General features: G+C 72.5%; 17 protein-coding genes and 1 tRNA gene. 8 read left to right on the forward strand and 10 right to left on the reverse strand.

Annotated elements, in window-relative coordinates:
• Positions 1-80 precede the first annotated feature (80 nt).
• The gene (locus PKE79_RS02770) at positions 81-905 is read left to right on the forward strand and encodes an SGNH/GDSL hydrolase family protein (protein WP_271172116.1); all 825 of its coding nucleotides are present in this window, start codon (positions 81-83) and stop codon (positions 903-905) included.
• Between the two features lie 3 nt (positions 906-908).
• On the opposite strand, the gene PKE79_RS02775 is transcribed toward PKE79_RS02770, so the two are convergent.
• Entirely contained in the window at positions 909-1736 is an 828-nt protein-coding gene (locus tag PKE79_RS02775) for a TrmH family RNA methyltransferase (protein WP_271172117.1), read from the reverse strand.
• An 88-nt stretch (positions 1737-1824) separates the two neighbouring features.
• Here PKE79_RS02775 and PKE79_RS02780 point away from each other — a divergent pair, with 88 nt between their 5' ends.
• Both PKE79_RS02780 and PKE79_RS02785 read left to right on the forward strand, forming a co-directional pair.
• Positions 1825-2691 carry a Sir2 family NAD-dependent protein deacetylase gene (locus tag PKE79_RS02780; RefSeq protein WP_271172118.1) on the forward strand — a complete coding sequence of 289 codons (867 nt, stop codon included), beginning with the start codon at positions 1825-1827 and terminating at the stop codon, positions 2689-2691.
• A gap of 24 nt (positions 2692-2715) precedes the next feature.
• Positions 2716-3291, forward strand: a complete 576-nt coding sequence (locus tag PKE79_RS02785; RefSeq protein ID WP_271172119.1) for a histidine phosphatase family protein — start codon at positions 2716-2718, stop codon at positions 3289-3291.
• Positions 3292-3337: 46 nt separating this feature from the next.
• Here PKE79_RS02785 and PKE79_RS02790 read toward each other — a convergent pair whose 3' ends face one another.
• Positions 3338-4459 (reverse strand): polysaccharide deacetylase family protein, encoded by a 1122-nt coding sequence (locus tag PKE79_RS02790; RefSeq protein ID WP_271172120.1) that lies wholly within the window; start codon positions 4457-4459, stop codon positions 3338-3340.
• Between the two features lie 135 nt (positions 4460-4594).
• On the opposite strand from PKE79_RS02790, the gene PKE79_RS02795 reads away from it, so the two are divergent.
• Positions 4595-5068 carry an Lrp/AsnC family transcriptional regulator gene (locus PKE79_RS02795; RefSeq protein WP_271172121.1) on the forward strand — a complete coding sequence of 158 codons (474 nt, stop codon included), beginning with the start codon at positions 4595-4597 and terminating at the stop codon, positions 5066-5068.
• A 7-nt stretch (positions 5069-5075) separates the two neighbouring features.
• Here PKE79_RS02795 and PKE79_RS02800 read toward each other — a convergent pair whose 3' ends face one another.
• Positions 5076-5951 carry an alpha/beta fold hydrolase gene (locus PKE79_RS02800; RefSeq protein ID WP_271172122.1) on the reverse strand — a complete coding sequence of 292 codons (876 nt, stop codon included), beginning with the start codon at positions 5949-5951 and terminating at the stop codon, positions 5076-5078.
• Between the two features lie 67 nt (positions 5952-6018).
• Here PKE79_RS02800 and PKE79_RS02805 point away from each other — a divergent pair, with 67 nt between their 5' ends.
• Positions 6019-6789, forward strand: a complete 771-nt coding sequence (locus PKE79_RS02805; protein ID WP_271172123.1) for a 3'-5' exonuclease — start codon at positions 6019-6021, stop codon at positions 6787-6789.
• Between the two features lie 3 nt (positions 6790-6792).
• On the opposite strand, the gene PKE79_RS02810 is transcribed toward PKE79_RS02805, so the two are convergent.
• Entirely contained in the window at positions 6793-8022 is a 1230-nt protein-coding gene (locus tag PKE79_RS02810; protein WP_271172124.1) for a CDP-glycerol glycerophosphotransferase family protein, read from the reverse strand.
• 136 nt (positions 8023-8158) lie between these two features.
• Here PKE79_RS02810 and PKE79_RS02815 point away from each other — a divergent pair, with 136 nt between their 5' ends.
• Complete coding sequence (locus tag PKE79_RS02815; protein WP_271172196.1) at positions 8159-9190, forward strand: glycosyltransferase family 2 protein; 1032 nt, start codon at positions 8159-8161, stop codon at positions 9188-9190.
• 3 nt (positions 9191-9193) lie between these two features.
• Here PKE79_RS02815 and PKE79_RS02820 read toward each other — a convergent pair whose 3' ends face one another.
• The 3 genes from PKE79_RS02820 to PKE79_RS02830 all read right to left on the reverse strand — a co-directional run bounded on the left by PKE79_RS02820 (position 9194) and on the right by PKE79_RS02830 (position 13440).
• Entirely contained in the window at positions 9194-10624 is a 1431-nt protein-coding gene (locus PKE79_RS02820; protein WP_271172125.1) for a CDP-glycerol glycerophosphotransferase family protein, read from the reverse strand.
• The gene (locus PKE79_RS02825; protein WP_271172126.1) at positions 10621-11883 is read right to left on the reverse strand and encodes a CDP-glycerol glycerophosphotransferase family protein; all 1263 of its coding nucleotides are present in this window, start codon (positions 11881-11883) and stop codon (positions 10621-10623) included. Before PKE79_RS02825 ends, PKE79_RS02820 begins: the two co-directional genes overlap by 4 nt.
• A gap of 63 nt (positions 11884-11946) precedes the next feature.
• Complete coding sequence (locus PKE79_RS02830) at positions 11947-13440, reverse strand: S1C family serine protease (RefSeq protein WP_271172127.1); 1494 nt, start codon at positions 13438-13440, stop codon at positions 11947-11949.
• Between the two features lie 107 nt (positions 13441-13547).
• On the opposite strand from PKE79_RS02830, the gene PKE79_RS02835 reads away from it, so the two are divergent.
• The gene (locus PKE79_RS02835) at positions 13548-14750 is read left to right on the forward strand and encodes an aminotransferase class I/II-fold pyridoxal phosphate-dependent enzyme (protein ID WP_271172128.1); all 1203 of its coding nucleotides are present in this window, start codon (positions 13548-13550) and stop codon (positions 14748-14750) included.
• A gap of 3 nt (positions 14751-14753) precedes the next feature.
• Here PKE79_RS02835 and PKE79_RS02840 read toward each other — a convergent pair whose 3' ends face one another.
• Both PKE79_RS02840 and PKE79_RS02845 read right to left on the reverse strand, forming a co-directional pair.
• On the reverse strand, positions 14754-15560 hold the full coding sequence (locus PKE79_RS02840; protein ID WP_271172129.1) for a carbon-nitrogen hydrolase family protein: 807 nt from the start codon (positions 15558-15560) through the stop codon (positions 14754-14756).
• Between the two features lie 9 nt (positions 15561-15569).
• Positions 15570-16109: a DUF6328 family protein gene (locus PKE79_RS02845; protein WP_271172130.1), complete on the reverse strand. Its 540-nt coding sequence runs from the start codon at positions 16107-16109 to the stop codon at positions 15570-15572.
• Positions 16110-16199: 90 nt separating this feature from the next.
• On the opposite strand from PKE79_RS02845, the gene PKE79_RS02850 reads away from it, so the two are divergent.
• A tRNA-Met gene (locus PKE79_RS02850) sits at positions 16200-16276 on the forward strand.
• 245 nt (positions 16277-16521) lie between these two features.
• Here the strand turns inward: PKE79_RS02850 and PKE79_RS02855 are convergent.
• Positions 16522-19464: a UPF0182 family membrane protein gene (locus PKE79_RS02855; protein ID WP_271172131.1), complete on the reverse strand. Its 2943-nt coding sequence runs from the start codon at positions 19462-19464 to the stop codon at positions 16522-16524.
• Positions 19465-19488: the final 24 nt, after the last annotated feature.

Here is a 19488-nt window from a genome sequence, read left to right on the forward strand (position 1 = left end):
GAAACCGGTGCGGGGTGCGCTGGTCTCGACGACCGGGACTAGTCTCGATAGGCGCGGGCGAGGCACGGAGGCGAGGGACCATGGCGACGGGCGACGAGACGCGGATGGCGGCGGCCGACAACGAGGGAGTCCACCCCTGGCGGCGCTATGTCGCGCTCGGCGACTCGTTCACCGAGGGGATCGGCGACCCGGATCCTGCGGCTCCGGGCGGCCATCGCGGATGGGCGGATCGCGTCGCCGAGGTGCTCGCGAGGCAGGTCGACGACTTCGCCTACGCCAACCTCGCCGTGCGCGGGCGCCTCATCGGCCAGATCGTCGACGAGCAGGTCGAGCCGGCGATCGCGCTGCGTCCCGACCTCGTGACGTTCTGCGCGGGCGGCAACGACGTCATCCGCCCCGGCACCGATCCCGACGCGATCGCCGCCCAGTTCGAGGCAGCCGTCGAGCGCCTGGGCTCTCAGGGCGCGACGATCGTCGTCTTCACCGGGATCGACGTCGCCTGGACGCCGGTCTTCCGCCCGTTCCGCGGCAAGATCGCGATCTACAACGAGAACATCCGGGCGATCGCCGACCGCCACGACTGCGTCGTCGCCGACCAGTGGGCGCTCAAGGAGATCCAGGATCCGCGCTTCTTCGCGGCCGACCGGCTGCACATGAACCCGCTCGGGCACCACGAGGTCGCCCGCATGGTGCTGCGCGCGCTCAACGTCCCGAACGACCTGCAGCCGCTCCAGCCCGACCCGCGGCCCGCGTCCTCCTGGCGCGCGGCGCGGCAGAACGATCTCGTGTGGGCCCGCAGCCACCTCGTCCCGTGGGTGCTGCGGCGGCTCCGCCATCAGTCCTCGGGAGACTTCGTCTCGGCGAAGCGCCCGCAGCCCGGCCCGGTCTCGATCGCGGAGGACTGACCGTCAGCCCGCGGGCGGGTGCTGCAGCGCCCACAGCGCCACCGCGGCCGCCGACGCGACGTTGAGCGAGTCGACGCCGCCCGCCATGGGGATCGTCACGACGGTGTCGGCCGCGGCGAGCGCGCGACGGCTGAGCCCGTCGCCCTCGGAGCCCATCGCGAACGCGACCCGCTCCGGGCGGCGGGCGGCGAAGGCATCGAGCGGCACCGCGTCGTCGGCGAGCGCCATGGCGGCCAGGTGGAAGCCCGACGCGGTGAGCAGCTCGCGCGCGCCCACGCCCTCACGAGGCGCCCACTCCGGCAGCCGCGTCCAGGGCACCTGGAACACCGTCCCCATGCTCACCCGCACGCTGCGACGGTAGAGGGGGTCCGCGCACCGCGGCGTCACGAGCACGGCGTCCGCGCCGAGACCTGCGGCCGCGCGGAAGGCGGCGCCCACGTTCGTGTGGTCGACGATGTCCTCGAGCACGAGCACTGTCCTCGCGTGAGCGAGCACCTCCGCGACCGCGGGCGGCTCAGGACGCTGCATGGCCGCGAGCATGCCCCGGTGCACCGCGAACCCCGTCACCTGCTCGGCGACCTCGTCGGGGACGACGTACACCGGGACTTCCCGATCGCCCACGAGCCGCTCGACGTCCGGAAGCCACTTGCGCGCCGTGAGCACCGACCGCGGCGCGTGGCCCGCGGCGAGCGCACGGCCGAGCACCTTCGCGGACTCGGCCATGTAGAGGCCGCGCTCGGGCTCGCTGACGCGGCGCAGCGCCACGTCGGTGAGGTCGCGGTAGTCGGCGAGGCGCTCGTCGGCGGGGTCGTCGATCGGGTGCAGGATCATCCGTCCATCGTCCCATCCGGGCGCGGGATGAGCCGTCCGTAACCTCCGCGAAAGACAGCGCGCCTAGACTCGGCCACGAGGAGGCTCCATGGTTCTCACCGAGCGGATCGACGCGGGCGCGGCCGCCGGCGTCCGACAGGCGATCGAGGTGCTCGCCGGGCGCCGCATCGCCGTGCTGACCGGTGCCGGCGTGTCGACGGACTCCGGCATCCCCGACTACCGCGGCGAGGGTGCGCCCCGCCGCACGCCGATGACGGCGCAGACGTTCCTCTCCGACGAGGCGGCGCGGCGGCGCTACTGGGTCGGATCGCACCTCGGCTGGAAGGCGTTCGCGGCCGCCGAGCCCAACGCGGGGCACGCCGCGATCGCCGCACTCGAGCGCACGGGGGTCGCCACGGGCGTCGTCACCCAGAACGTCGACGGGCTCCACCTGCGCGCGGGATCGCGCAGGGTCGTCGAGCTGCACGGCACGATGCGCCGGGTTCTCTGCACGCACTGCGGGCAGGTGTTCGACCGCCGCGACGTCGGCGAGCGCCTCGAGCGGGAGAACCCCTGGATCACGGTGCCGGATCGCGTGCAGCTCGGGCCGGACGGCGATGTCCTCCCCGCGTCGTCGGAGGGCTTCGTCGTCCCGGACTGCACGGTGTGCGGAGGCGTCCTGAAGCCCGAGGTCGTGTTCTTCGGCGAGTTCATCCCCGCGGAGAAGTTCCGGGAGGCCGAGCAGCTCGTGGCCACGAGCGGGGCCCTGCTCGTGGCGGGCTCCTCGCTCGTCGTGAACTCGGGCATCCGTCTCGTCGAGCGCGCACGGCGTCGTCGGATCCCCGTCGTGATCGTCAACCGCGGGGAGACCCGCGCCGACCGGCGCGCGACGGTGAAGGTCGACGCGGGCACGAGCGAGGTGCTCGCCGCGCTGGCCGACGAGCTGCCGGCCCTTCGAGGATCCGGCGCTCTCTGAGGCGCGTGCCCCTAGGCTCGAGGGGTGACCGTCATCACCCTCGTCCGCCATGGGCAGACCGACTGGAACATGCTCGGCCGCGTGCAGGGCCGCACCGACATCCCGCTCAACGACACCGGACGCGCTCAGGCGCGCGAGGCCGCTGAGGCGCTGCGCCACGGCGGATACGCGGCAGTCGTGTCGAGCCCGCTGAGCCGCGCACGAGAGACCGCCGAGATCATCGCCGGCGTCCTCGGGGTGCCGGGGCCCGCCCTGTACGACGGGCTCGTCGAGCGCGACTACGCCTCGGCCGAGGGCATGACCTCGGAGGACCTCTGGAAGCTCCAGCGCCGCGCCATGGGTCCGGACGCCGAGAGCGACGAGGCGGTTGCGACCAGGGCCGTGGCCGCGCTGCGCGACGCCGCTGCGGCGCACGCGCACGTCGACGGACCGCTCATCGCGGTCGCGCACGGGTCGCTCATCCGGGTGCTCATCGCCCTCGCTTCGGACGGCGAGTTCCCCCGCCCCGGCGAGCGCGTCGAGAACGGGTCGCAGCACGCGTTCCGCCTGGACGACGACGGCCTCTCGCTCCTGTCGTACTCCGCTGTCCCCGCCGACTGACCCACGCGTCTCTCCCGCGCCAACCGAGACACGCAGCCCCGGCGTCTCAGCTCACGGCGTCGATGAAGGCCTCGAGGCCCATCCCGTAGTCGATCCGCACGCGCGGGAGGGCGAGCTTGTCGGCGCCCGGACGGACGAACCCCGGCTCGATCGTCACCGCCATCTCGAAGCCCGCGTCGGCGACGCCCTGCTTGCTCCGCTCGTCGTAATGGCCGAACGGGTAGGCGACCACCTCCGCCGCCCCGAGGATGTCCGCCGACGTGCGCAGATCCGCGGCGATCTCCTCGGGGGTCCAGTTGACCATCCGTCCGCGCCCGTCCGCACCCGGATCGTGCATGTCGTGCGTGTGCGAGCGCTGCAGCACGTACGGCGACGGCGTCGGCTCCGAACGCCACTTCGTGATGACGAACGACGTCGCGAGCACGCCGTGCTCGTCGAGCACGGGCACCGCGAGGTCGAACCACGACGCGTGCGCATCGTCGTCCGTGACGATGATCGAGCGCTCGGGCAGCCGCAGCCGCCCGTCGATGAACGCCGACAGCTCGCGCCAGCTCGGCAGGTAGTAGCCCTCGTCGGCGAGATAGGCCATGTGCTGCTCGAAGTCGCCCGCGTACGCCCAGTTGAGCCGGAGGGGGTCGTCCACGCCGGCGGGGTCGGCGGTGAACTGGTGGTACATGAGGATCGGCACCCCGACGTCGGCGGCTGCGGTCTCCTCGGGTGTCGTCCACGCGGCGTGCAGCGGGAGCCTGCGGTCCTCGTCGCATGAGACGACGTCGGCGATGTTCACGCGCTGCGCGACGTCGAGGGCCGCCGCGGCCTCGGCGTCGAGGTACCAGCCGGCGAACACCGCGCCCTCGCGCTCCGGCAGCGGCAGCTCGGCGACGTGCGCGCCCTCGGTGGCGAGAACGGGATCGAGCGCGATGCCCTCCCCCGCGAAGGTGACAGCGCACGCGGCAGGGTCGCGGGCCTCCTCGAGCAGCGCGGCGGCCGCATCGGGCGCTGCGGTCGGGCTCGACGGTGCTGATGCACCGGGGGCTGTTGCACCGGGGGCGGATGCACCGGGCTCGGATGGCGAGGACGAGGACGGCGCGGATGGCGCGCACGAGAGCACGAGGACCGCTGCCGCGGCGACGACGGGAAGCGCGAGGAGGCGGCGGGAAGCTCTCATATCCCGGTCAGGATAGCCGCTCGCGCAGTCACGGCCGTGTCGGCCGGGGTTCCGGACCAGCACGCGCAATCGATCCGATAACGACTGAGCAGGATGCGCAATCGCGCGACGGCCCGGGTGCTACCGTCTCTCTCTATGGCCTCCCTCGATCACGTCGATCTCGAGCTCCTCGCCGCGCTCTCCGAGGACCCGCGGGCGACGGTCGTCGCGCTCGCGGAGCGCCTTCGCCTCTCCCGCAACACCGTGCAGGCCCGCATGGCGCGCCTTGAGCGCGCGGGCGTGTTCCACTCGTTCGAGCGCGCGATCTCGACCGAGGGCCTGGGCTTCCCGCTCCAGGCGTTCCTGTCGATCGGCGTGCGCCAGCCCGAGCTCCCTGCGATCACGGACGAGCTGCGGCGCATCCCCGAGGTCATCCAGGTCTACGGCGTGAGCGGGCAGGTCGACCTGCTCGCGCTCGTCGCGTGCCGCGACGCGCGCCACCTCTTCGACGTCGACGCCCGCATCCTGTCCGTCTCGGGTGTCGAGCGCACCGAGACGTCCCTCGTGATGAGCGAAGCCATCCCCTACCGCGTGAGCGGCCTCATGGAGCTCGCGCGCCGCGAGCGCTGAGCGCGCCTCACACGAACGAGCGGATGGCCTCGGCCGCTTCCGCGGGCCTCTCGTAGTGGATGAGGTGGCCGACGTCGGTCAGCTCGACGAGCCGCGCATCGGGGAACAGCCCGCGCAGCGCGCGCTCGGCCTCGATCGGCGTGATGTCGTCGCGGTCGGCGGCGATGAGCAGCGTGGGCTGGGCGATGCGCGGGGCGAACGCGCGCACATCGTGCGACACGCTCGTGACGAACGCCTCGCGCAGCGCCTGCCGGTCGGAGAACCCCGAGAAGAAGCGATCATGCTGGTCGTGGATCCAGCGGCGAAGGGCCCTGTCGCGCGTCTTCGCCATCGCGATGCTCATGATCCGCACGATCACCGGCCAGCGCAGGAGCCACGTGCCGACGGGATCGGGCAGCCGAGCGCCCGCCGCGTAGTAGAGCACCGCCAGGCGCGTCAGCACGCCCCGGGGTCCCTCGAGCGCGGGCGCGCCGATCGGGTTCACGAGGATGAGCCGTGATGTCGGCAGTCCGCGGGCGACGGCCGCGGACGCGACGATCGATCCGAACGAGTGCCCGAGCACGACGGCGCCCGGCGCGACCTCGGCGGCGAAGGCGGTGAGCCACGCGACGAACGCATCCAGGTCGAGGGGCCGGCCCGGCACGGGCGGCGTCTCGCCGAAGCCAGGGAGATCGGGCATGACGACGCGCACGCCGGGCAGATGCGCGACGACCGGCTCGAGCCCGTGGTGGTCTCCGCGGAACCCGTGCACCGCCAGGATGCTCGTCTCGGCGTCGTCGGGCCCGTACACCCAGTAGGCCGTCCGCGTGCCCAGGATCTCGACCTCCGCGCGGCGGACGGGGATGCGGGCGAGGCGGGACGCGTACGGGGAGGCGACGGGCACCGCACGAGTCTACGTTCGCCGGGGTGGCATACGCGGGTTTGTCCCCGCTGCGCCCTACATTCTCCCTATGGCGACATCATGGCCGGATCCGCCGCCCCTGTTCGAGCTCGACGACGCGGGCGAGCGCCCCACCTGGTTCGCCGCGCCCGGCGGGCGCCTGGATCGCCTCGGGGTGTTCGACCTCGAGACGACGGGCGTCGACGTCGAGTCCGACCGCATCGTCACGGCCTACGTCGGACTCCTCTCGGCCGACGGCACGGTCCTGCGGTCGCGTCACTGGATGGCCGACCCGGGCATCGACATCCCCGAGGGAGCGACCGCGGTCCACGGCATCACGACCGAGCGGGCGCGCGCGGAGGGGCGGCCGGCGGCCGAGGTCGTCGCCGAGGTCGTGTCGGCCCTCCGCGAGATCTTCGCCGAGGGCGTGCCGATCGTCGCGTACAACGCGCCCTTCGACTTCTCCCTGCTCAAGCACGAGGCCCTGCGCCACGGCGTCGAGCCGATCGCGTCGCCCACCCCCGTGCTCGATCCGCTCGTCGTCGACAAGACGTGCGACCGGTATCGCCGCGGCAAGCGCACGCTCGCGACCGTCGCGGCGCACTACGACGTGGTCCTCGAGGCCGCGCACGACGCGTCGGCCGACGCCGTGGCCGCGGGGCGGCTCGCCTTCGCGCTCGTCGAGCGCTACGCGGGGATGCTCCCCGAGGATGTCGCGGAGCTGCACGACCGGCAGATCGGCTGGGCGCGCGAGCAGGCGGAGAGCCTCACCGAGTACTTCGTGAAGATCGGCCGGCTCGACCCCGCCGACGCGCTCGACGGCAGCTGGCCGATCCGCTGACGATCAGGACGACGAGCGCGCGCGCCACTCCTCCCAGCTCGCCATGAGCTGCTCGATGGCGGCGTGGAACTTCGCCGTGGCGACCCCCGGCGTCGTGTCGCCGAAGTAGTGCGCGACCCAGTGCGCGAGGCGCTGCGCTGCCTCGGGGTCCTCGCGCACGCGCTCGACGTGCGCGACGATGTCGGGGGCGTCCGCCGGCTCGAGCCACTCGCACGCCGACAGGTAGCCGCCCTCGTCGATCTCCGCGGCGGGATCGGCGGGCCTCGTGATGAGCAGGGGCTTGCCGACCGCGAGCCGGTCGTAGACCATCGCCGAGATGTCGACGATCGCGACATCGGCCGCTGCGAGCTGCCATCCGAGCTCCGGCCGATCGTCGTAGACGTGCTGCGCGGACGGGTCCTTCTGGTTGGCCGCGCGGATGGCCTGGATGATCCGCTCGTTCGCCTCCCCGAACGCCGCGTTCACGACACCGCTGCGCGGATGCGGACGGTAGATGACGCGGTGGCGGCCGGTCGCGAGCAGCGCCGCGACGAGCGCCTCCCCGTGCGAGGCCACCGAGCCGTAGCGCGCGGCGGGGCGGTCGCCCTCCCAGGTCGGCGCGTACAGCACGACCGTGCGCTCGTCGGGCGTGTAGGGCAGCTCGCCCGAGTAGTGATCGGCCTGCGGGCGGCCGATCTCGATCGTGCGCGCATCGACGTCGTAGTCCCACAGCACGCGGGAGAGGCGGTCGCGCGCCGCCTGGCCCGCGACGAGAGCGCGGTCGTAGGCCTTGTACTGATTGGTCGTCATGTACATCTTGTCGGACTCGCCGTGGTTGATGAACACGTGCCAGCGCTCGCCGTACCGGAACATCTGGAAATTGCGCGTGTTCTGGTTCACGTAGAGCACGATGCGGATGTCCTGCGCCTCGAGGAACCGCTCGATGCTCGTCACGCTCGGGGTGAACGCCACCGGCAGCGCGCCGTCGTCGAGAAGCGCCTGCGCCCCGAGCGAGTTGCGCGCCATGACGACGACCGGCCAGCGCTCGGCGAGCTCCTGCAGCGGTCGGTACCACTGGCGCATCTGGTACATGTTGACCGCGCCGTCGGCGAAGTACACGGCGATCCGGAACCTCCGCGGGGTGAGCCGGGGCCGCGTGGCGAGCGTGCGGCGCACCGTCCTGTGTGCGTTCCGCGTCGCGACGGCCTTCCGGAGGAGCTTGATCGCCTTCTTCACATCGCGCGTCACACCCACCCGACCAGGCTACCGGGGGCTTTCCCGGCGGCCGTCATGGGATGATCGTCGAATGCGTAACGATCCCCTGCCGGGCCCCCGCGCGCCTCGGAGGGACGCGCCGTCGGTCCCGCTCGACGCGGGTGTGTCGTTCGTGATGCCGGTTCTCAACGAGGCCCCGTACCTGCGCCGCGCGGTCGAGTCGACCCTCGCGCAGGAGATCCCCGGACCCGTCGAGCTCGTCCTCGCGCTCGGACCCTCGTCCGACGGCACGACCGAGCTCGCGCGCGCTCTCGCGGAGGAGGATGAGCGCATCCTCCTCGTCGACAACCCCGCCGCCGACATCCCGGTCGGGCTCAACGCGGCCATCCGCGCGAGCACGCACCCCACGATCATCCGCGTCGACGCCCACTCGGAGCTCACGCCGGGCTACGCGGCCCGCGCTCTGGAGACGCTCGCTCGCACCCGTGCGGGCAACGTCGGCGGCGTCATGCGGGCAGACGGACGGACGCCGTTCCAGCGCGCAGCCGCCTGGGCGTACAACTCCCCCGTGGGGCTCGGCGGCGGCGCGTACCACGGGGGGTCGCGAGAGGGCGAGGCCGAGTCGGCGTACCTCGGCGTCATGCGACGCGCCGTTCTCGAGGAGGTCGGGCTCTTCGACGAGACCATCCGCCGCGGCGAGGACTGGGAGCTCAATCTGCGCATCCGCACGGCGGGCTACCGCGTCTGGTTCGATCCCGCGCTGTCGGTGACGTACTGGCCGCGCGAGCGGTGGACGCGCCTCGCGCAGCAGTTCCTCGCCACCGGCCGCTGGCGCGGCGAGCTCTTCCGCCGCTACGGACGCCGCAACTCGCTCAAGTACTTCGCGCCGCCCGCGCTCGTGATCCTCGTGGCGCTCGCCGCGATCAGCGGGGCGCTGCAGCTCGTCGGCGTGCCCGCTCCCGGTCTCGCCCTCGCGACGTGGGCCCTGTGCGCGCCGCTCGTCGCCTACGCCGCGCTCGTCGCGGCGGTCGCGATCGGCGCGCGGGCGCCCGGGCCGTTCGGATGGCGGGAGCGGGCATGGCTGCTCGCGGTGCTGCCGACGATGCACCTGTCGTGGGGAACCGGGTTCCTCACGGGCGCCGTGCGCGGCGCGCACGACACCGTCGACACCTCGCGCCTCTCCGGACGCAACACGCCGCTGCCGTAGCGGTCAGCCGACCGGCAGGAGCCCCTGGTCGATGAGGCGCGCGACCACGCGCTCGGCGGCACGGCCGTCCTCGCGCGCATTGAAGGCGCGTCGCCACGCCGCGTAGCGCTCGGCGTACTCCGCGGGATCCGCCGCGAGCGCGGCGAGGAGGCCGTCCATGTCCTGCACGAGCGGGCCGGGGGCGCGCGCGGCGAGGTCGAAGTAGAACCCGCGCAGAGCGCCCCGGTAGTGGGCGAGATCGGGCACGAGGAAGTACATGGGCTTCCCCGTGACGCTGAAGTCGAACATCACCGACGAGTAGTCGGTGATGAGCGCATCGGCGGCGAGGAGGAGCTCTGACGTGTCGGGGTACGCCGTGACGTCGACGACCCGCGGACCCGCGACGTCGCGCCCGGGGATGAGGGTGCGCGAGTGCCCGCGGACGAGCACGACGGCGTCCGCCTCGACCGCGAGTCGCGCCGGGTCGATGAACGCCACGATCTCGTCGCGGTCGTCGCGCCAGGTCGGCGCGTACAGCAGCACGCGCTCCCCCGGCTCGATGCCGAGGCGCTCGCGCACGGCGAGCGGGTCGCCCGTGACGAGCGCGTCGTTGCGCGGGTAGCCCTCGACCCAGACGGGCTTGCGGAAGAAGGCGTAGGCGCGCGCGAGGATCCTCGCGGCGTACGGATTCTGCGCGAGGAGCACGTCCCACCGGCGCGACTCCTTGATGACCGCTCCCCATCGGCGCGGCGCGAACCCCTTGCGGTGGAGGGCGAGGCGCTTGAGCGGCGTGCCGTGCCAGGTCTGCAGCACGCGCTGGCCATCACGGCGGGCGAACGCGCGGCGGAGCCAGTCGTTGACGATCACGAGCTTCGCGACGCTCCGGGCGCGCCACCACTCGGGGCTCCCCTCGACGACCGCGACCGCGCCATCCGGGACCGCCACGGAGAGATCGACCACGCTCCAGTAGCGGGTGACCCCCGGGGCGCGGAGCGCGATCTCCCGGTCGAGCGCGAGCGGGTTGCAGCTCGCGCTGCGCCCGTAGAAGCTCTCGAAGAAGACCGCGTCCTCGAGCGGCGCGGTGTGCGAGAGGTAGCGGCGCTCGAGCGAGCCCTGCGCCTCTCCGCCGTCGTACACGGGGTCGACGGGCGGGCCGACGAGCACCGTGTCGCCGTCGAGCTGCGCGCGCAGCGTGCCCAGCATCTCGACCGGCAGCGTCGCATCGAGCTCGGCGCCGGCGACGGCCACGCGATAGCGTCCGGACGGGAGCGGTCGCTCGGGCCCGCCCCAGCGTGCAGCGACGAGCGCGAAGCGCACCGACCATCCGCCCCCGCTCGCGGAGACCGCGCCCTCGACCGCCGCGCGCGAGCCCTCGAGGCGCGCCGAGGCGGGCGCGTCGCCCTTTCCCTCCACGACGAGGGCGGGGCCGTCCTGCTCGAACCGGGCGGTCGTCATCGGTTTCCTCTCCTCGGGCCCCTGGCCCGCGCGCGTCGAGCGACGATCGCATCGTGCACACGGCGGGCGCTGCCGCCGTCGCGGAACGCGTGCACGCGCTCGCTCAGTCTCGCAGACCGCGCGGTGCGATCTGCGAGCGCCGCGGGGTCGGAGGCGACCTCCGTCAGCTGCGCGACGAGGCCGGGCCAGCCGGTCGCGTAGTCCTCGCCGGCGACGTCCTCGTATCGGCCGTAGAAGCCCCGTCGCGCGCGGTACGCCTCCAGATCGGGGGCCAGGTACAGCACGGGCAGGGGCACGAGGCCCGCGTCGTACGCGAGCGACGAGTAGTCCGTCACGAGGACATCCAGTCCGGGGAGCGCCGCCGTGACGTCGCGCAGCCGATCGGAGCCGAGGTCGCGCACCCGGTCCGTCGGGAAAGGCGGCACGTACGCGCCCGCCCCCAGGCGGTGCGAGCGGACGAGCAGCACGAGGTCGGCCGCGGCGAGCGCGTCGACGATCTCGCGCCATTCCTCGGCCGTGGGAACGGCCGGGTCGGGCTCGCCGTCGCGCCAGGTCGGGGCGTAGAGCACAAGACGCGCGCCGTCGGGAAGATCGCCGACCGCCGCACGCAGGAGCTGCCGCGCGCGAGCCCTGCGCTCATCCGCGGTGCCCCCGCTGAGCACGTCGACCCGGGGCTCCCCCGTCACCGCCACCCGGTCATCCGGCAGCGCGAACGCCGACTCCAGGCGCCCCCGCACGAGGTGCGACGCGGCAGGGAGCAGCCGGATCCGGCGCTGCGCTCCCCGGTACAGCCGGGCCAGCAGCCCGCGGACGAGCATCGAGTCGGGCAGCAGCGCCGAGCGGACCGTCTCGGGCGAGTCGAGGCCGATGCGCTTGAGCGGGATGCCGTGCCAGAGCTGCACGAGGAATCCGCCCGACACGGCATACGGGTTCACATCGCCCGTGCCGTAGGACACGACGAGCACGCCGCCGCGCGCGGTCGCCCAGAACCCGCGCCAGGAGAGCTTCGGGAGGGTCGGGATCCCCCGCGCGGCCGCCTCCTCCGCCTCGCGCGGGTCCGACGTCAGCCACACGGCCCGGTGACCCTCGGCGGCCGCCACCTCCCACAGCGCGAGCGGCCCGTCGCCGACGCCCGCGCCGCATCCGAAGACCCAGCGGTCGCCGCGCGGGATCGCGAGGGTCGCGATCCTCCCCAGCGCATACAGGGGCAGGCGCAGGAGCTTCGCCGCGTTGCCCGCACCGAACGAGAAGGACGCCACCCCACGAGCGTACTGGTGGGGCGGCGTCCTTCCGGTCAGCCCGCTCTCACGGGCGCCGGGTCGTCACTCGAGGGTGCCGAGCTCGACCGTCGCGGTGTGCTCCTCGCCGTCGCGCACGTAGACCACCTCTGCCTCGCTGCCGCCGGCGGCCGCGCGGACCTGGGCGGTGAGGTCGACGGCGTCGTTGATCTTGGCGCCGTTGAACCGCGTGACGATGTCGCCCTCCTGCAGTCCGGCGGCCTCGGCGGCACCGCCCTCGACGACCTCGGCGATGTACGCGCCCGTGATGGTCGCGCCCTCGACCTGGCTCGAGGGCTGCACGCTCGCGCCGAGGAGGCCGTGCGTCGCGGTGCCGTTCTCGATGATCTCGTTCGCCACCCGCTCGACGACGTTCGACGGGATCGCGAAGCCGACGCCGATCGATCCGGACTCCGACGAGCTCTGATCGGCCGTCGCGATCGCGACGTTCACGCCGATGAGCTTGCCCTCGCTGTCGACGAGCGCGCCGCCGGAGTTGCCCGGGTTGATCGCGGCGTCGGTCTGGATGACCGAGATCGCGATGGACTCGCTCGCCTGCGCCTGCTGGTCCTCCTGGCCGGGGATGTCGAAGAACCAGGGGCTCGACCCCTCTCCCTGCCCCTCGTCCTCGCCCTCGACGCTGTCGCCCTCGGGCGCCGCGGCCGACGCGATCTCGATGCTGCGGTTGAGCGCGCTCACGATGCCGGTGGTCACCGTGTTGGCGAGTCCGAGGGGCGCGCCGACGGCGACCGTCGTGGCGCCCACGTTGAGCTTCGACGAGTCGGCGAACTCGATCGGCGTGAGACCGGACGCGCCCTCGAGCTTGATCACCGCGAGGTCGTACGTCGGGTCGGTGCCGACGATCGTGGCGTCGTAGATGCGGCCGTCGCTCGCCGTGACCCGGACGGTCGCGTCAGCCGCCGTGCCGCCGAGGGTCACGACGTGCGTGTTCGTGACGACGTAGCCGTCCTCGCTGATGACGACGCCCGATCCGCTGCCCGACGACTGCCCGCCGGCCACCTCGATCGTGACGACGCTCGGCAGCACCTCGGTCGCGACCGCCGTGGCCTCGTTGACCGACCCGGGGTTGTTCACCGTGATGTTCGACGGCGCGCTGCCCGACTCCGCGACCGATCCGCCGCCGGCCGTCAGGGAGTTCGAGACCCAGCCGCCGCCGAAGCCCGCGCCGCCGCCGACGAGAGCGGCCACGAGGATGGCCGCGGCCACGCGGCCGCCGCCCTTCGACTTCCGCTCCTCCTCACGCGGCTGCGGCGCCCACACGGCCTGCGGCGCGCCGTCATGCGGAAGCGGCTGCGTGGGCTGCGTCGCGCCGAACGCCGCGCCCTGCCCCTCGCCCTGCGCCTCGTACGCGCTCTGCGCGCGGTAGGGAGCCCCCGGGTGACCGGGAGCGGCGTGCGGCGGAGCGGCGTGCGGCGGCGTCGGCTGCGCGGGAGCCTCCTGCGGCCGCCCGTAGCCCGTCGGCGGCGCCGGCCGCGGCGGGATGTTCAGAGGGGTGTCTTCGGAACGCTGCTCGTCCATGGGTGCTCCTTCTTCCACGTCCTCTTCAGGGTGATCCCGCAGTCTGTGTGCTTCCTATGATGCGCGTATGCCGCGGGCGTGACTTCGCGCGCGGGTAGCCTGAGCGGATGCGACACGTCAGCGGCGCCTGGAGGCGCACCGCCGCAGGAGCCGGGCTGATCGGAGCCGACGGCTCGCCCGCCCCCACGATCTTCGCCGAGATGTCGGCCCTCGCGACCGCCACGGGCGCCCTCAACCTCGGGCAGGGCTTCCCCGACGAGGATGGCCCCGCCGAGGTGCTCGATGCGGCGCGGGCGGCCATCGCCGGGGGCCGCAACCAGTACCCGCCGGGGCGCGGCGTGCCCGAGCTGCTCGAGGCGATCGCCGAGCACCAGCGCCGCTTCTACGGGCTGGAGCTCGATCCCGCGCGGGAGGTGCTCGTGACGGCCGGCGCGACCGAGGCGCTCGCCGCGACGCTGCTGGCGCTCGTGGACGGGCCCGACGACGAGGTCGTCGTCTTCGAGCCGCACTACGACTCCTACGCCGCGTGCGTCGCGCTGTCCGGAGCCCGCCTGCGCACCGTGCCGCTGCGCTGGCCCGACTTCCAGCCGGACCTCGACGAGCTCGAGGCGGCCGTCACCGACCGCACCCGGATCATCCTCGTGAACGATCCGCACAACCCCACGGGGGCGGTGTTCTCGCGGGAGGCACTCGGGCGGATCGTGGCGCTGGCCGACCGCCATGACGCCGTCATCGTCACCGACGAGGTGTACGAGCATCTCGTGCACCGCGGTCCGCATGTGCCGATCGCGACGCTGCCCGGCGCCGCAGCGCGCACGCTCACCATCTCGTCGGCGGGCAAGACCTTCCGCACGACCGGGTGGAAGATCGGCTGGGTCTCGGGGCCGGCCGAGCTCGTGGACGCGGTTCTCGCCGTCAAGCAGTTCCTCACCTACGTCAACGGCTCGCCGTTCCAGCCCGCCATCGCGGTCGGCCTTCGCCTGCCCGATGCGTTCTTCCGCGGGGTGTCCGCCGACATGCGACGCAAGAGCGAGATCCTCGGCGAAGGGCTGCGCGCGGCGGGCTTCGACGTCTCGACCCCGGCCGGCTCGTACTTCACCGTCGCGGATGCCGCGGCTCTGGGCGTGAGCGACGCGGCGGAGTTCTGCCGCGCGCTCCCCGAGCGCGCGGGCGTCGTCGCGATCCCCCTCACCGCGTTCGCGACGCGGGAGCGGCGCGACGAGTACCGCACGCTCGTGCGCTTCGCCGCCTGCAAGCGGGACGAGGTCCTCCAGGACGCGGCGACCCGCCTGAGCGCGCTGCGGAGCTGAGGCTCAGCGCGGGGCCACGCGGTAGCGCCGGAGCGCGAGTGCCGGGTTGACCCGCCGCACGTTGTCGATCGCCGACCGCTCGGCGAATGCCACCGCGACGTCGGTCGTCGTGCCCACGCTCGCGACCGCCGTCCCCTGCGGGTCGACGATGAGCGAGCTGCCGACCGCGAGCGGAGGCGTGTGGTCGGCCGCGGCGACGTACATCGTGTTCTCGATCGCGCGCGCGGTGACGAGCGTCCGCCAGTGATGCTCCTTGAGCGGACCGCGCACCCACTGCGCGGGAACGAGCGCGACGTCGGCACCCGCATCCGCGAGGACGCGCGCCGACTCGGGGAAGCGCAGGTCGTAGCAGGTCATGAGGCCGCACACGAGGCCCTCGACCTCGAACGTCTCGGGCTCCGTCAGCGCCCCCGGCTCCACCCAGTCGGACTCGCGCTGACCGAACGCGTCGTAGAGGTGGGCCTTGCGGTACGTCGCGCGCACGCCATCCGCGTCGACCGCGACCACCGTGTTGCGCACGCGACGCGGGTCGTCGGCGCGCTCGAGGAGCCCCGCCACGATCACGAGGCCGTGGTCGGCGGCGACGCGGGCGAGGTGCTGCGCGAACGGGCCGTCGAGCGTCTCCGCGCGCTCGACGAGCGTCTCGTCGAAGGGGTGGATGAAGCTGCTCGCATACTCGGGGAAGAGCACCACTCTCGCCCCTCGCTCGGCGGCGCGCTCGGCGAGCGCCGCGATGTCCTCGCGGTTGGCGTGGGGCTCGGCGCCCGGCGAGAACTGGGCGACGGCGACTCCGACGGCGTGCTCCGACATGCCGCCAGCCTATTGCGCCGGTCGCGGGGCGGCGTCGGCGGGTGCGCCGCTCTCCCCCGGTCGCGGAGGGCGCGTGCGCAGGAGGAGCGGCAGCGCGACCCAGAGGACCAGCATCACGCCGCCGAGGATCCCTCCCGCGAGCCAGGCGGCCTGATCGCTCACGACGACGTCGAAGATGAAGCCGACCACGCCGACGAGGAGGACGGAGACGACGACGAGCGCCGACAGGAGCGCGATGTGCCCGAAGCGCACGGTGAGCCCCTTCCTCCCCTCGCGGAAGAGCACGCGGTGGAGCGCGACGGGCGCCAGCGCGATCACGGCGCTCACGGCGGAGAGCACGACGAGCACGAGGTAGAACACCCGCTGGCCGGCGGTGAGGTCGGCGAAGGCCGGCTGGAACGCGAGGGCGAGGAGGAAGCCCGTGATGATCTGGGTGCCGGTCTGCAGGACCCGCAGCTCCTGGAGCACCTCGTTCCAGTTGCGGTCGAAGCGCTCCGCCGCGCTCTCCCCCGGACGCAGCCCCGCCGCCCGTGCCGTGTCAGCCGTCATGCCCTCCATCATTCGCGCCACGCCCGGGCCGCGCAAAGGGGGCCGCTCGATTCGCCCTCTCCGCGACGCCGTGTTAGGCTGTTCATGTGCCGCGGGGTGGAGCAGTTCGGTAGCTCGCTGGGCTCATAACCCAGAGGTCGTAGGTTCAAATCCTGCCCCCGCAACCAAGTGAAGGCCCGGATCCGAGAGGATCCGGGCCTTCTGCCTTTTCTGCATGCGCTGCCTGCCCGGCGCTGGCCATCCCCTTCCTCGCGCGAGCGCAGGAGGATCCGCCCGCAGCAGGACGCCGATCCCCGCCGCCGTCCTGCAGCCATCCGATTCTCCTGCTGCGAGGCGGCGCACACGACCGGAGACGCGGAGCGGCCCCGCAGGATCGCTCCTGCGGGGCCGCGTGCGTGCGCGCTGCGCCGGCTTACTCGGCCGGGGCTTCCTCGGCCGCACCCGTGTCATCGAGGAACGCGAGCAGGCGCTCGACGGCCTCGGTGAGGTCGGCGTCGGCCTCCGCGTACGCGACCATGTCGCCCTCCTCGAGCGCGGCCTTCTTGGCCTCGATCGCCGTCTGCGCATCGGCGAGAGCCTGCTCGTAGGTGTCGCTCGACGGGGGCGTCGGCTGCGTCGGCTCCTCCGGCTGCTCGGGCTCGGGCTCGGTCGGCTGCTCGGTCTCGGGGTCGACGGGCGTGACATCCTCATCGCCCGTGTCGGCACCCGAGTCGCCGCCGAACAGCTCGTCGAGCGCCTCGGCGAGGGTGTCCTCGAAGGCGAGCTGGTCGCCGAACGCGACGAGCACCTTGCGCAGGAGCGGGTACGACGTGCCGCCGGTCGACTGCACGTAGACGGGCTGCACGTAGAGCAGGCCGCCGCCGACGGGCAGTGTCAGCAGGTTGCCGAGGCTCACATCCGACGCGCCGATGGTGAGGATGTTCATCTCGTTCGCGATCTGCGAGTCCGAGTTGAACGAGTTCTGCACCTGACCCGGCCCCGGCACGGTCGTGTCGGCCGAGATCTCGAGCATCGTCAGCTTGCCGTAGTCCTCGCGCACGCTGCCGGCGTCGGCGCCCGCGTCCGAGTCGACCGCGAGGTAGCCCATGAGCACGTTGCGCGTACCGCCGTCGGGGATGAACGTCGTGAACATCGAGAACGTGGCCTCGTCCTGCCCCGGCATCCGCATCGACAGGTAGTACGGCGGCTGCAGCTGCTGGTCGCTGGTCGGGTCGTTCGGCGTCGTCCAGGCGTTGTCGCGCTGGTAGAACGCCCGGGCGTTGTCGACGTGGTACGTGCCCAGCATCGCGCGCTGGACCTTGAAGAGGTCCGTCGGGTAGCGCACGTGGCTCATGAGCTCGCCCGACATCTCGTCGATCGGCTTGATCGTGTTCGGGTAGATCTTCTGCCAGGTCTCGAGGACCGGGTCCTCCTCGTCCCACGCGTACAGCGTGACGCTGCCGTCGTAGGCGTCGACCGTGGCCTTGACCGAGTTGCGGATGTAGTTGATCTCGTCGATCAGCAGGTTCGGCGTCGGGTTGGTCGAGTCGCTGATCGCCTGCGAGAGGCTGACCTGCGACGAGTAGGGGTAGGTCGCGCTCGTCGTGTAGCCGTCCACGATCCACACGATCCGGCCGTCGACGACGCTCGGGTACGGGTCGTTGTCGAGGGTGAGGTACGGCGCGGCCTTCTGCACGCGCGTGAGCGGATCGCGGTCGTAGAGGATCTGCGACTCCTCGTTCACGTAGTCCGAGAAGAGGATCTGCTCGGACTGGAACTTGAGCGCGTACAGCACGCGGTTGAAGAAGCTGCCGACGCTCGGGCCGCCGTCGCCGGAGAACGTCGTGTTCGTCTGCGACGCGCCCTCCTCGCCGGCGGGGTAGTCGAGCTCGACGGGGTCGGCGCCCTCGGGCGCGCCGACGATCGAGTACTCGGGGTTGTTCTCGCCGAAGTACACGCGCGGCTCGTACTCGAGGTCGCTCAGCGCACCGCTGGACGGGATGCCCCCCTCGATGAAGACCGGCTCGCCCTCGTTCGTGCGCTCGTTGCCCTTGGCGGCGACCATGCCGTAGCCGTGCGTGTAGACGAGGGTCGTGTTGTTCCAGGTGCGCGCGTCGGCGTCGAGCTCGTCCATGTCGAGCTCGCGCACCGCGACCACGGTGTCCTGCGTCTCGCCGTCGACCTCGTAGCGGTCGACATCGAGCGTGTCCTCGAAGCCGTAGTACGCGCGGTACTGCTGCAGCTGCTGGACGGTCGGGCCGATGATGCCCGGGTCCATGAGGCGGATGGACGCCGTCGTGTCGGCGTCGTCGCGCAGCTGACCGGCGGCCGCGTCGGTCTCGGCCGCGAACGGCACCTTCTCGATGCCGTCGAGGCCGTACGCGGCGCGGGTGGCGTCGACGTTGCGCTGGTAGTAGTCCATCTCGAGCGCCTGCTCGTTGGGGCGGACCTGGAAGGTCGTCACGGCCCACGGGTAGCCGACGCCGATCACGAGCGAGGTCACGATGAGCAGGGCGGTCGCGATGAGCGGGTAGCGCCAGCGGCCGATGACCGCGGTCACGAAGAAGAGGATGGCCACGAGCGCCGCGACGATCGAGAGGATCGTCTGCGCGGGGATCACGGCGTTGACGCCCGCGTAGCCCGGGCCCGTGATACGGCTGCCCTGCTCGACCATCGTGAAGTAGCGGTCGAGCCAGAGGCTGGCCGCCTGCACGAGGAGGTAGACGGCGGCCGTGATCGCGAGCTGGATCCGCGCGGGCTTCGAGATGCGCAGCTCGCCCTGCCCGATCCGGACCGACCCGTAGAGGTAGGCCACGAGCGCGGTGACGAGGAGGCTGATGAGGACGGTCGCCGATGCGAACCCGACGACGCCCGCGTAGAACGGCATCGCGAACATGTAGAAGCCCGTGTCGAGCCCGAACAGCGGGTCGGCGTCACTCGTCGGCGTGCCGTTGGCCCACAGCCAGGCGGTCTCCCACTGCGACGAGGCCGCGAAGCCCGCGAAGAAGCCGAAGAACACCGGGATGCCCCACATCGCGAGGCGGCGGAGCGGCTCGACGACCTCCTGGTACCGGTCGAGCTGCGAGCTCAGGCGCGCGTAGACGGGGCGCAGGCGGTAGGCGAGGAAGATCGCGAGCCAGACCGGCACCGCCATCCCCGCGAAGCCCACGACGAACATCACGACCCGAGCCGTCCACTGCGTCAGCAGCACCGACTCGAAGCCGAGCTGATCGAACCAAAGGAAGTCGGTGTAGAGCGATGCGAACACGAAGAAGGCGACGACGAGCGCCGCGATGACCGCGAGCGAGATCGTGACGATTCTTCGGAACGGAGACGGGGTCGTGGCCGGAGTCGGCGCTGAGGTCGAGGTCACCATTCCATCCTAGGCATGCGCATCACG

Origin of the sequence: Microbacterium barkeri, from assembly GCF_027921765.1 — a bacterium.
GTDB lineage: Bacteria > Actinomycetota > Actinomycetes > Actinomycetales > Microbacteriaceae > Microbacterium > Microbacterium barkeri.